This window comes from Jatrophihabitans sp. sgz311053, from assembly GCF_056135305.1.
Genome location: NZ_JBWAXP010000001.1, coordinates 90767 through 103096, shown reverse-complemented (window position 1 = coordinate 103096; position 12330 = coordinate 90767). Strand labels below are relative to the sequence as shown.

The following is a 12330-nucleotide window of genomic DNA, read 5'->3' as shown; positions in this document are numbered from 1 at the left end:
GGTTCAGCGCTCCTTCGACAACACGGTGACGTGGGAATCCATCCAGGTGCCGCCGGAGGCCGTTTCGACGGCATTGACGGCGTTGGGTACCTGGCGGTCGCCTGCCTTGCCCATCAGCTGGCGGAATGCTTCGACGAGGACGGCGATGCCGCCCCCGGCACCGGTGTGGCCCTGGGAGAGCATGCCGCCGTTGGTCGTCATCGGCATGACTCCGCCGGGGCTGGTGTGCCCCGCGGCGACGAAGGCTCCGGCCCGCTCGCCACGACACAGGCCGAGGGCATCCATCGCGATGAGCGGGTAGACGGGGTAGGCGTCGTAGCAGGCGGCGAGGTGGATGTCGTCGGGACCGAGGCCGGACTCCTCGTAGGCCAGTTTCGCTGCCTCCGGGAAGCCGAGATGGGCGAGGTCCGTGTCCTGCGAGAGCGAGTAGTGGGTGATCAACGATCCGTGACCGCGCACGTACACCGGCGTCTCGGTGATGGCAGCGGCGTCGTCCGCGGCGGCAACAACGTAGGCAGCGGAGCCGTCTGCGAGCATGTTGCACTCGCGGGAGCGCAGCGGCGTCGCCACCATCTTGCTCCCCATGACCTCTTCGATCGTCAGGTCCTTGCGGTACATCGCGTGGGGGTTCAGCATCGCCCACTTGCGAAGCGAGACGCAGACGGCGGCGAGCTCTTCCTCTGTGGTGCTGGTTTCGTGCATGTAGCGCCGTGAGGTCATGGCGCCGACCGCGTTCATGTTGTGTCCGAAGGGCCGCTCCCACTCCTCCGAAACGCCGGTCGTGGCGAAGAGGTCGACGCCACGTTGTGGCGGCAGGGAACCGACTTTGTCCGAGTGCAGGACCAGGACGCGTCGCGCGGCCCCGGTCGTGACGAGGGCCTCGGCAACAGCCAGCATCGTCGAGCTGCTGGCGCCGCCGGACATGACCTGCACGTTCATGGCAGCGCTGCGCAGCATCCCAAGCTCTTCGCAGATCCGGGAGAAGACGAGGTCGACGTTGAACTGGGACGAGGCCAGCGCGCCCACGGGCATGACGACATCGATGTCGCGCGGGGTGAGCCCGGCGTCCTTCAGCGCTGCAGCAGCGCTCAGGACGGCGGCTTCGATCTCTGATCGGTCCGGGAACCGACCAGACGGGACTTCGCCGATCCCGACGACTGCGGCGGTCGTGGCGCGCACGGCATCCTCCGATGCTTGATAGTTGAATGCAGCGGATCGTATGGGCGTACGAGTAAGAACGTCAAGCAAGGGTCTTTCGACCCGCAAAATAGCTCTGAGTAGCCGATCTACCGACGAATTGGCGACCTAGTGGGAAGTCTTGTAACTCGTACAGTCGTACGATACGTTCCGGCTGCACGTTGCATAGGTCACATCGTCGGCCGTCGAAGGAGACACCATGCGCCGCCTGTTGCACCCCGACCGTTCTCGTCTGAAGACGGCTGCCGCAGCCGCTGTCAGCCTCGTGCTGTTCGCTGCGTGCAGCAGCGGCAACTCGGGCGGAGGTGGCACCACCTCGGCCGACTTCCTCAGCAAGAACAGCAAGGCGGTACAGGCCGCGTACACCGGCACCGACCGATCTCTCCCCACCTCGGGGCCGGCCATCAAGTCCGGTCAGAACCTCTGGATCGTCTCGTGCAGCCAGGGCGCGCCGGGATGCGCGACGCCCACGAATGCGATGAAGGCCGCGGCGCAGTCGGTCGGCTGGAACGTCACCGTCGCCGACGGCAAGCTCGACTTCTCGACCTACAGCTCGCTCATCCAGCAGGCCATCGCCGCGAAGGCGAACGCGATCGTGCTGGTCGCGATCGACTGCGGCTCGGTGAAGGCTCCCCTGCAGCAGGCCCGCAACGCCGGCATCGCGGTCTACGGATTGTTGAGCTTCGACTGCAACGACCCCTCGGTCGGCGGCAAGGCGCTGTTCACTGCGTCGCTAGGTCTCGGCGGGGCGAAGGCTTCGCTGGCCTCGTACCTGCAATCACTCGGCCGGACCGCCGCCAACTACATCATCGACAAGACCAAGGGCAAGGCGCAGGTCGTCGAGATCTACGAAGACGACGTGCTCTTCGACAAGTACGTCGGGCAGGGCTTCGAAACCGCGATGAAGGCGTGCAAGGGCTGCAGCTACGAGCGCGTCACCATCATGGCTGCCGACTACAGCGGCAACGGAGTGCAGTCGAAGGCCGCGGCGGGCGTCGCCAAGCAGCCGAACGCGAATGCCATCTTCGCTCCGGTGGACGCGCTCATCACCCTCGGCGTCGCCCAGGCTGCTCGGGCCGCGAAGCCCGGCACCATCCTCGCCGGCGTCGGCGGCCTCGAGCCCAACGTCGCCCAGATCGCCGGTAGCGGCCCGCAGACATTCGCGGCAGGACTTCCGTTCTCCCGTCTCGGATGGGCAGCGCTCGACGACCTCAATCGCGTTCTCTCCGGCAAGGCACAGGTCGACCAGGGCATCGGAACCCAGGCCATCGACAAGGAGCACAACCTGCCCACGTCGCCCAAGTACTACGACGGCAACGTCAAGAACGGCACCCCGACGGTGGACTACATCTCGACCTACAAGTCGCTGTGGAAGGCCTCGGCCTGATGATGGACGCCTCGGTGGCCACACCGGGCACGGCGGGGGCCGGGTCCGTCCCGGCCCTCGCCGCGAGGGCCGTCACGAAGACCTACACCGCAGTCCCGGTGCTACTCGACGCCGATCTCGATCTTCACTTCGGCGAGGTCCACGCCCTTCTCGGCGGCAACGGCAGCGGGAAGTCCACCCTGATCAAGATCCTCGCCGGCGTGGTCCCCGCCGACGCCGGAGGGTCGATCGCGATCAATGGGCGGACGGCCGAGCTGGATCACTGGTCGCCGCTCGACGCCCGTCAGGCGCACTTACGCTTCATCCACCAGGACCTCGGCATCGTCGACGATCTCACGGTGGCAGAGAACCTGTTCCTGGAGTCAGGGCTGCGCGCTCGGCGCGGACTGGTCTCCTGGACCCGGTTGCGTGACGATGCGGCCGAGGTCATCGATCGCTTCGGCCTCGGGCTCGACCCGCGCGCCAAGGCAGGCGCCCTGACGCTGGTGCAGCAGACGCTGCTCGCTGCCGCCCGCGCGCTGCACGACGTCGGCGACGACTCGCGCGCAGTCGTCGTGCTCGACGAACCTACTGCTGCACTGCCATCGGATCAGGCCGAGCAGTTGATGAGCAGCATTCGCCGCTACGCCGATACGGGCCACGCCATGCTCATCGTCACGCACCGGCTCGGAGAGGTCGTCACGGTCTGTGACCGCATCACCGTCCTCCGACAGGGTCGCGTCGCGGCGTCCCACCGTCTCGGTGATGCCACCGAATCTGACCTCGGCAGCCTGATCACCGGCACCGACGTCCAGCACGACGTGCAAGGTCCCCGCACACCCGTCATGGCGGCGCCCGACGTGCTCTCGATCGAACAGGTGGGCAACCGGCGCCTGTCCGGGATCACGCTGCAGGTCACATCCGGTGAGGTCGTGGGGCTGGTCGATGCCGGCGGTCGGACCGGGTCAGCCATATTGCGGACCGTCTTCGGCGTCGATCCCGCTACCACCGGACAGATCAAGCTCGACGGGAAGACGCTCGACAGCTCCGACCCCCGCGCCGCGATGAATTCCGGGGTCGCCTACCTCCCGGCGCAGAGGCTCGTCGAAGCCCTCTTCCCGGGACTGCCCGTCTCGGAGAACCTGCTCCTGGCTTCGCTGCCGGTGCATCGACGTCGTGGACTGTTGTCACGTCGCAGCGAACGCCGGGCCACGCAAGGGGCGATCGAGCGGTTCGGCGTGTGGCCCCGGCAGGCCGATATCGACGTCACCAGCCTCTCCGGTGGCAATCAGCAGAAGGTGTCAGTCGCCCGTTGGATGGTGCGCGATCCCCGGCTGCTGCTGCTCGAAGAGCCCACCCAGGGCGTCGACATCGGCGCCCGCGCCGACATCTGGGCCATCGTCGCGGCCGCCACCGCAGCCGGCGCCGGCGCCCTCGTGGTCAGCTCCGACTTCCAAGAACTGGCGACGCACTGTCATCGGGTGATCGTGTATGCGCGCGGTCGCCTCGTCGCCACCCTCACCGGTGCGGAACTTACCGTGCCCGCGATCGCAGAGGTTGTTCACCATGCCTGACTCATTGCACAAGGCGCCGCAGGCCGACTCTGCCGCCAGCGAGCCGAATGCCGCGGCGTCGACCGTCGGCGAGCCGACCGTCGCGGCGCCACCGGCCACAGGCGGAAAGACACCGCGGCGATCGGCCCTCGGGCTGCTGGAGCGCTTTGCCGTCCCCGTGCTGCTGGTCGGACTCGCGTTGATGTTTGCCGTACTGCCGGCGACCAGCGGCACCTTCCCGACGCAGAGCAACATCCAGAACCTGCTCGCCGGGCAGGCGGTGCTCGGCGTCGTCGCCATGGCGGTGCTCGTTCCGATCGTGGCGGGCCAGTACGACCTGTCCGTCGGAGCGGTGCTCGGAGCCTCGGCGCTGCTGGCCGCCGGCCTCATGGGTCGGCAACACATGAATCCGCTGCTGGCCATCGTGATCGTCGTAGCCGCCGGGGCGGTCATCGGCCTGATCAACGGCTACATCGTTGCCTACCTCGGGGTGAATTCGCTGATCGTGACCACCGCGTCCGCCACGATCATCTCCGGGTTCGTGCTCTGGTACAGCAAGTCCCAGGTGATCACTGGCGTGCCCGACTCCATGGTGTCGGCGATCAATGGCAATTGGCTCGGAATCCCCAAACTGCTCTTCGGTCTCGCACTCATCGCCGCGCTGGTCTTCGTGATGCTCCGCTACACACCCTTCGGACGATTCCTCTACGCGATCGGGTCCAATGCCCGCGCCGCCGCACTCGTCGGTATCGGTGTCAATCGGCTGCGCTGCAGCACGCTCGTCATCAGCGCGGCTCTCTCGGCCCTCGCCGGCGTTGCCCAGCTCGGCCTGCAAGGCTCCGGCAGCCCGCAACTCGGACCGGGCTTCACCCTGCCGGCGCTCTCCGCGGTGTTCCTGGGCAGCACCACCATCCGTCCCGGAACGTTCAACGTGCTCGGCACCGTGGTCGCCGTCTACCTCGTGGCCGTCATCGTCAACGGTCTGACCCTGGCCGGGGCGGCCGACTGGGTCCAGCCCACCTTCAACGGCTGCGCCCTGCTCGGTGCTGTGGTGTTGGCTGCGGTCATCACCCGGCGACGCGCTCGCAGCGCGGCTGTCCTCTGACGCCATCCGCCCTCTTCCACCTCATCCAGTCATAGGAGCTATCGCTATGGACACGCCCGAACTGCTCATCAGCGGACTGCGGTTCCCCGAGGGGAGCCGCTGGCACGACGGCAGCCTCTACTTCTCCGACATGCACACCGGTCAGGTCCTGCGCCTTGACCCGGAGTCTCGGCAAACCACCGAAGTCGGGAAACTGAACGGTCAGCCGAGCGGACTGGGCTGGACCGCAGACGGTCGCCTCGTCGTGAGCTCCATGCTCGACAACACCATCTACTACATCAACGACGACGGCACGACCGAGCCCTGGGCAGAGGTTTCGCATCTGACCGACTGGCCCACGAACGAACTCTGCGTCTCACCCGACGGCCACGGCTACCTCGGGGGCTTCGGCTACGACTTCTACAACGAGGCGCCCGCCGAGCCCGGTCAGGTGTTCCACATCCGCCCCGACGGCACCGCCGAACTGGGTGCCGACGGCTTCACCTTCCCCAACGGAACCGTCGTGCTCCCCGGCACCCGAACCCTCCTCGTGGCGGAGACGTGGGGGCACTGCATCACTGCTTTCGACATGGCCGAGGACGGCAGCCTGGGCAACCGTCGGGAGTGGGCCCGGCTCTGGGAGTCCAGCACCGCGGACGGCATCGCGGTCGACAGCGGGCACGGCGTCTGGATCAGCTCCATCGTCGAGCACAAGTTCGTCCGCGTCGTCGAGGGTGGCGAGATCACCGACGAGATCGACATGGGTGACGAATTGGCCGTTGACTGTGCCATCGGTGGTGCGGACGGACACACGCTCTTCCTGTCGACGTCGAACAGCTGGCAGCCGGCCGAGACCACGGTCCGCGACGGACGGATCTACCAGGTCCGGGTCGACGTCCCGGCCGCACTCTGAGCGGAGAACCCATGGACATCTCGTTCTTCCTGCGTCACGTCCACGGTGACGTCGCCCGCTTCGATCCCGATCGTCCTGCGCTCAGCCTCGAGGACGAACCGCCGGTGTCCTACCGGGAGCTCGGCGAACGATCCAACGCCTACGCGCGTCGGTTGCTCGACCTCGGCATCGGGCCCGGTGATCGCGTCTCGATCTTGATGTTCAACAGCGTCGAGTACTGGATTGCCTACTTCGCGATCACGCGCATCGGTGCCATCGCAGTGCGGTTGAACTTCCGGCTCGGCGTCGAGGAACTGCGCTACGTCCTCACCGACTCCGGCTCGGCGGCCGTGCTCGGCGATGGCACGCTGCTGGCTCCGCTCAGCGAGATTCGTGAATCCGTTCCCGCAAAGCACTACATCGCCTTCGGGCCCGCCGCCGAGCGACCGCAGTGGACCAGCCCGTGGGAGGAGCTCGAGAACAACGACACGTCCGCGCTGGACGTTGCGCTGCCCTCGGCGGAGGACGGCGCGATGATCATGTACACGTCGGGCACCACCGGCCAGCCCAAGGGCGTGTTGTGGACCCACTCGACCACCACGTGGTGGGCCGCTCTACAGGTCATGGAGTGGAAGTTCGACACCGAGTCCGTAACCATGGTGACCGGCCCGCTCTACCACATCGGTGGCCTCGAGAACTACGTCCTGCCCACGCTGGCGATGGGCGGCCACGGCGTCATCTTGCGGAGCAAGAACTTCGATCTGGACCGCGTTCTGACCATCGTAAGTAGCAAGCGGGTCACCGACCTGCTGCTCTTTCCCATCATGATCAACGTTCTGGTCGATCACCCGACGCTCGAGCGCTATGACCTGTCCAGCGTCACGCGGATCTTCACCGGCGGCGACGCGCTCATGCCTTCGGTGTGCGAGCGGCTGAGGGCGATCACGCCGTCGGCAGACCTCATCCAGCTCTATGGGCTGACCGAGGGGACTCCCATGGCTACATGCAGCGCGCCCGGCATGGGTTACGAGCGGCCGGGCAGCGTCGGCCGCGCCTATCCGTTCGTCGAGGTGTCGGTTCGTGACGACGCCGGGCAGCGGCTGCCACCCGGCCAGGTCGGCGAGATCTGGACGCGCAGTCCTGCCAATTCTGCCGGGTACTGGAACAAGCCTGCCGAAACGGCATCCACCTTCACCGACGGGTGGTGTCACACCGGAGATCTCGGTGTGGTCACCGACGGCACGCTCAGCATCGCCGGACGCAAGAAGGACATGATCCGTAGCGGCGGGGAGAACATCTCGCCGGCGGAGATCGAGGACGTCCTGCTGCGCCATCCGGCGGTGATCGACGCGGCTGTGGTGGGGACGCCCGATCCTGTCTATGTGGAAGCGGTCTGCGCAGTCGTCGTGACCAACGGCCAACCCATTACCGCCGAGGACGTGATCGAGCACTGCCGCACTCACCTCGCCGGGTACAAAAAGCCGCGCCGGGTCGTGTTCGTCGACTCACTGCCCCGCACGCCATCCCAGAAAATCCAGAAATTTCGGATCCGGGAGATGCTGACCGCCGGAACGCTGTCAGACTCGTAGCTAGTGCAGGCGGGCCGCGCGAAAGCGGAGTGGCCCCTGGCGGGAGGGGATACGGGTGCCGGACAGACGCAACGGTCCGGAGACGCGTCAGCAGATCATCGACCAGTTCAGCGAACTGGTCGCCGAACACGGCTTCGAAGTGGCCAGCGTGTCCCTGCTGGCCTCCGCCCTCGGGATCAGCAAGGGCACCGTGGTGCACCACTTCCCGTCCAAGAACCAGATCCTGGTGGCTGCGCATCAGCAGTACATGGAGCGCCGGGTTCGCGAGATGTACCGGATCCTCGATCACGTCGCACAGCCCGACCGGCAACTCGCAGCGATGATCTATTGCATCGTCCGGGCCCACCGCGACGATCGCGCCGGCACCGTCTCGTTCCTGCGGGAACAGTCGCGCTTCCCGTTCGAGGGCGACAGCCAGAATCTGCGCACACTGCGCAATGAATTCACCTCGATCATGACGGGAATCCTGCGACGCGGCAGCATGGCGTCGACGTTCGACTTCCAGGACGTCACGTTCACCGCAATGCAGGTCTTCGGAATGTGTAACTACGTATGGGCCTGGTACCGCCCCGGGGCCGGGGCGAGCGTTGAACGGATCGCTGCCGAGTTCGCGTCCAACACGTTGCGCGGGCTCTGCTCCCCGGGCGCAACTACGGACGACTACGCAGTCGATGATCTCGTCGCGTTCTTCGCAACCCTCGCAGACGACCTCGAACCCTTCTACCCGGCGGTGCCTCCCTCGGAGGAACGTCGTCGTGTCGGCTGACCGGGGACATCTGAGCTGGACGGGGACATCTAAGTCTGTCGAGCTCGCCGGTTAGCTCTCTCGACGATGTGCGTCGTCGGGTGTTCTGGCGCCATGCCGACACTCGGCTCGTCGAACGGCTTGCCAGGGGCACGTTGTCCTGCGGCCGCACCGACGCGTGCGGGGTGTCGTGAACCCTGATTTCCACGTCATGTCGAGCGTGAATCCGAATGCGTCGAGGAGATCGGGAAGGCTCGATGATGTTGGGTCAGAGCAGGGCTGACGGTTTGTGGCGGCACGGTGTCGCTCGCGTCGTCTCCGTTTTCAGACCTCGGAGGCGGCAGCGGTCGTAGGTGAGCCCAGCGCTGACCTGCTGGACGTCCGGCATTCGATGATGACGGTGGTATGACGGTTGGCCCCGGGCAGGTCGGGGAGGCCGCCGATCCGCCGAGGCCGCCGTCGGAGGAGAGACTTGGCCCGCTGACTCGGTGCGCCCGGACGGCCAGGGCAGGATGGACATCGGCGTCGGCCGCGCAGGCCTACGTGGAGATCGCCGAGATCGTCGTGCCCGCCGCTCGCATCCCCGGGCGAGCGCGGCGAACTCAGACGCGTTCGCGGATGACGAACCCGATGATCAGCGCCATGAGGACGGCGATGCCGATCATCTCGATGCGCATCCAGAGCGGCACGAAGTTCGGGATCAGGGCCTCGACGACGTTGACCAGGAAGAGCACCGCGGAGATGAGGCCGACGGCGCGGAGCGCGCCGACGCTACCTTTCTGCGCGGACCGGAGCCGCAGCGGCAGGAGGATCGCGAAGACGGCCACGATGATGGCGTGGCCCCACGCCTCGGACGGCGCCTGATCGGCCTTGACGGCGCTGAGGATACCCAGCGCCACGAGGGTGCCGATGACGACGACGACGTACACGCGGAGCAGGGACGCGATAGCCGCCAGGTTGCGAGATCCGGAGTTCAGTTTGGTAGCCATGCTCCGAGCATCTTCGACCTGGGCCGCGAAGGCGAGTCGAATTGTCCGAAAAGGGCGCATTCATAGAAGACATGTGACGGACTCACGAGGTGAACAGTGTGGAACAGCGTGGCCAAACCGCTCGTTCCGGAGACAGACTGGGTCTGTACCTCCCTGTGTCAGTCATCGGGTGGCACGCGTGCTGCCCGCACCGAAAGGTCTGGACCACATGACGCTCCTGCAGGACGCCCCCCGTGTCGACGGGACCGCCGAAGCCCTGGCGACCCTCGCGCTCGACCTCTGCGTGGACGACGCCCTCGCCGAGCGCTACCGGGTCGACCCCGCCTCGGTGCTCACCGCCCGCGGCCTGCCGGAGAGTGCACGGTCCCTGCTCGGTGACCGGACGGCCACCGCCGGCCGCCCCGGCGTGACGTCCCGGGTTCCCGGTATCACCTGGTGCTTCAGCACGCCGGATGCCCGCGCGGAGTCGGTTGCCTGAGGGGCTCGGTCCGCCCCCGCAGCGCATCGCGCTGCGGCGTCACCTGCGTCCGGCGATCGATGCCGACGGGGGCGTGTCGCTGATCGGTGAGAACGGCGTCGTCGACCTTCCCGGTGCCGAGGCGGCCGTCGTCGTCCCGCTGCTCGACGGCACGCGCGACCTCGCCGAGCTCTGTCGCGCGGCAGCCACCCGGATCTCCGCCGTCGAGGTCGGCCGGACGGTGGGCATGCTGATGCGGGTCGGCCTGGCCGGCTACGTCGCCGACCCGGCCGACCCAGTGGAGCCGTCCGCTGACGCCACGTTCTGGGACCTCGCCGGCGCCGACGGGGACGCCGCCGCGAAGCGTCTGGCGGCAACCCGCGTCGAGCTGGTCTCGGTGGGGGGTGCCCCGACCGACGAACTGGCCGCGGCGCTCCGCCTCGCCGGCCTGCAGCCCACCGCCGCCCCGGCATGTCTTGAGCCGGCGACGGAGCAGGCGCCGCTCACCGTCGTCGTCACCACCGACTACCTCCTGCCCGAGCTGTCCGCCCTGGCCCGCGCCGCGGCCGAGGCCGGCCGGCGCTGGTTCCCGGTCTGCCTGCACCGATCCGCCACCTGGCTCGGTCCCTTCGTCGGCCCGGATCCGGCTGACGCCTGCTGGGCCTGCGCGACGCACCGGCTGCGGGCGAATCGGCTGCGTTCCACCGGCTCGGCCGAGCTGGCCGGGCTGCAGCCGCCAGCTGCGGGCTCGGCGCTCACCGAGTCGATCGGCGCACGCCAGGTCGCGCTCCTGCTGGCCAAGGCGGTTCTCGGGCTGCCCGTCCCCACCGCCGAGATCGTGGTGCACGACCTCGCTCCGGCTGCGGCGCCGATCGTCTCCCGGCATCCCACCCCGCGCCGGCCCCACTGCGCGGGGTGCGGCGATCCGGGTCTGGTCGGCCGGCAGGTCATGGCGCCGTTCCGCATCGAGAGCCGGCCCAAGCTCCCGGCCCCGGACGGCACGCCGACCACCGCCGGCGCACGGACCCGCACCGCAGCGGAGACGCTCGAGGCCTGTCGCGACCTCGTCGATCCGGTCACCGGGATCGTGCCCGAGCTGCGCCGCGATCCGGGTGCCCCGCCGGGCATGCACGTCTACGTCTCGGGGCTCAATGTGGCGACCACGGCGGCCTCGTCTGCCGGGCGGCGAGCCCTGCGGCATCTCTGCGGTGGCAAGGGCATGACCGACGCGGACGCGAAGGCGGGTGCGCTCTGCGAGGCTCTCGAGCGCTACAGCGGGCAGCTGCACGGCGACGAGCCGCGCCGTACGGCGCGCTTCGTCGACCTGGACGACGCCCTCGATCCCCGCGACCTCATGCTCTTCGACGAGAGCCAGTACCAGCTCGCTACAGCGCCCGCGCCGGCCGGTGGTGCTCCCGGTTACGACCGCGTCCCGGAACCCTTCGACCCGTCGGCCGAGATCGACTGGACGCCGGTCTGGTCCCTCACCGCCGAGCGGCACCGGCTGCTGCCCACGGCCATGCTCTATTACGACATCGACGGCGTCAGCCGGGGCGGACGATTCGTGGTCGCCGACTCCAACGGCAACGCCGCCGGGGGGTGCCGGGCCGAGGCCGTGGTGCAGGGATTCCTGGAACTCGTCGAGCGCGATGCGGTCGCCATCTGGTGGTACAACCGCACCCGGCAGCGCGGCGTGGAGCTCGCCGACTGCGGCGACCGCTGGCTGCGGGACCAGCACGCCGCGCACGAGCGACTGGGTCGGCAGCTGGTGGCCCTGGACCTCAGCACCGAGCTGGGCGTTCCCGTGGTCGCCGCGGTGTCGCGGCGTGGCGATCGGCAAGGATCGGCGGACGTCTGCTTCGGCTTCGGCGCGCACGTCGACCCGGTCACCGCCACCCGCCGTGCGGTCGCCGAGGTGAACCAGCTGATCTCCGCAGCGCTGCCGGGGGACGGCCGGTACGCCACCGACGACCCGGCCCTCGTCTCGTGGTGGCAGACGGTGACGCCCGAGACCGATCCCTACCTGCTGCCCGACCCGGACCGTCCCGCCCTCGACCCGGCCGAGATCGACACGTCCTGCCCCATGCCTCCACGGGCCACCGACGACATCGCGGACGATGTCGCTGCGGTGGTCGAGCTCTGCCGGCGTCACCGGCTGGAGCTGCTCGTCCTCGACCAGACCCGTCCGGACGTCGACCTCGCCGTCGTCAAGGTCCTCGTCCCCGGCCTTCGGCACTTCTGGCGCAGGCTGGCCCCCGGCCGGCTCTACGACGTCCCGGTTGCTCTGGGGCGAATCCCGTCGCCGCTCTCGCGTGACCAGCTGAACCCTCGTCCCATGTTCCTGTAGCAAGCGGGTGACCGATTTGCGCGATATGTCGCTAACTCGCGAGCGGTCCGCCAAGCCCCGCTGTCGCAGGCGATCCGGCGAAGAAAAATTGCGCCGTCAACGTCGTCTGCG

At 68.1% G+C, this 12330-nt stretch carries 10 protein-coding genes; 8 read left to right on the top strand and 2 right to left on the bottom strand.

The window, feature by feature from the left end; all coding sequences use genetic code 11:
- Window positions 1-3 precede the first annotated feature (3 nt).
- Window positions 4-1179 (bottom strand): thiolase family protein, encoded by a 1176-nt coding sequence (locus AC0NZQ_RS00160; RefSeq protein ID WP_474527581.1) that lies wholly within the window; start codon window positions 1177-1179, stop codon window positions 4-6.
- A 217-nt stretch (window positions 1180-1396) separates the two neighbouring features.
- On the opposite strand from AC0NZQ_RS00160, the gene AC0NZQ_RS00155 reads away from it, so the two are divergent.
- Genes AC0NZQ_RS00155 through AC0NZQ_RS00130 form a run of 6 tightly spaced genes read left to right on the top strand, consistent with a single transcriptional unit; the run spans window position 1397 to window position 8447 of the window.
- Window positions 1397-2584, top strand: a complete 1188-nt coding sequence (locus AC0NZQ_RS00155) for a sugar ABC transporter substrate-binding protein (protein WP_474527580.1) — start codon at window positions 1397-1399, stop codon at window positions 2582-2584.
- Window positions 2584-4137 carry a sugar ABC transporter ATP-binding protein gene (locus AC0NZQ_RS00150; protein ID WP_474529369.1) on the top strand — a complete coding sequence of 518 codons (1554 nt, stop codon included), beginning with the start codon at window positions 2584-2586 and terminating at the stop codon, window positions 4135-4137. Before AC0NZQ_RS00155 ends, AC0NZQ_RS00150 begins: the two co-directional genes overlap by 1 nt.
- Window positions 4130-5221, top strand: a complete 1092-nt coding sequence (locus tag AC0NZQ_RS00145) for an ABC transporter permease (RefSeq protein WP_474527579.1) — start codon at window positions 4130-4132, stop codon at window positions 5219-5221. Before AC0NZQ_RS00150 ends, AC0NZQ_RS00145 begins: the two co-directional genes overlap by 8 nt.
- Window positions 5222-5267: 46 nt before the next feature.
- Window positions 5268-6113, top strand: coding sequence for an SMP-30/gluconolactonase/LRE family protein (locus AC0NZQ_RS00140; protein ID WP_474527578.1), 846 nt, complete (start codon window positions 5268-5270; stop codon window positions 6111-6113).
- Window positions 6114-6124: 11 nt separating this feature from the next.
- Entirely contained in the window at window positions 6125-7681 is a 1557-nt protein-coding gene (locus tag AC0NZQ_RS00135) for a class I adenylate-forming enzyme family protein (protein ID WP_474527577.1), read from the top strand.
- Between the two features lie 55 nt (window positions 7682-7736).
- Window positions 7737-8447 carry a TetR/AcrR family transcriptional regulator gene (locus AC0NZQ_RS00130; RefSeq protein ID WP_474527576.1) on the top strand — a complete coding sequence of 237 codons (711 nt, stop codon included), beginning with the start codon at window positions 7737-7739 and terminating at the stop codon, window positions 8445-8447.
- A 581-nt stretch (window positions 8448-9028) separates the two neighbouring features.
- Here the strand turns inward: AC0NZQ_RS00130 and AC0NZQ_RS00125 are convergent.
- The gene (locus AC0NZQ_RS00125; protein ID WP_474527575.1) at window positions 9029-9415 is read right to left on the bottom strand and encodes a hypothetical protein; all 387 of its coding nucleotides are present in this window, start codon (window positions 9413-9415) and stop codon (window positions 9029-9031) included.
- A gap of 208 nt (window positions 9416-9623) precedes the next feature.
- Between AC0NZQ_RS00125 and AC0NZQ_RS00120 the strand changes: the two genes are divergently transcribed.
- Both AC0NZQ_RS00120 and AC0NZQ_RS00115 read left to right on the top strand, forming a co-directional pair.
- Complete coding sequence (locus AC0NZQ_RS00120; RefSeq protein WP_474527574.1) at window positions 9624-9893, top strand: hypothetical protein; 270 nt, start codon at window positions 9624-9626, stop codon at window positions 9891-9893.
- Entirely contained in the window at window positions 9868-12219 is a 2352-nt protein-coding gene (locus AC0NZQ_RS00115; protein ID WP_474527573.1) for a TOMM precursor leader peptide-binding protein, read from the top strand. The genes AC0NZQ_RS00120 and AC0NZQ_RS00115 overlap by 26 nt, the downstream gene beginning before the upstream one ends.
- The last annotated feature ends 111 nt before the right edge of the window (window positions 12220-12330 follow it).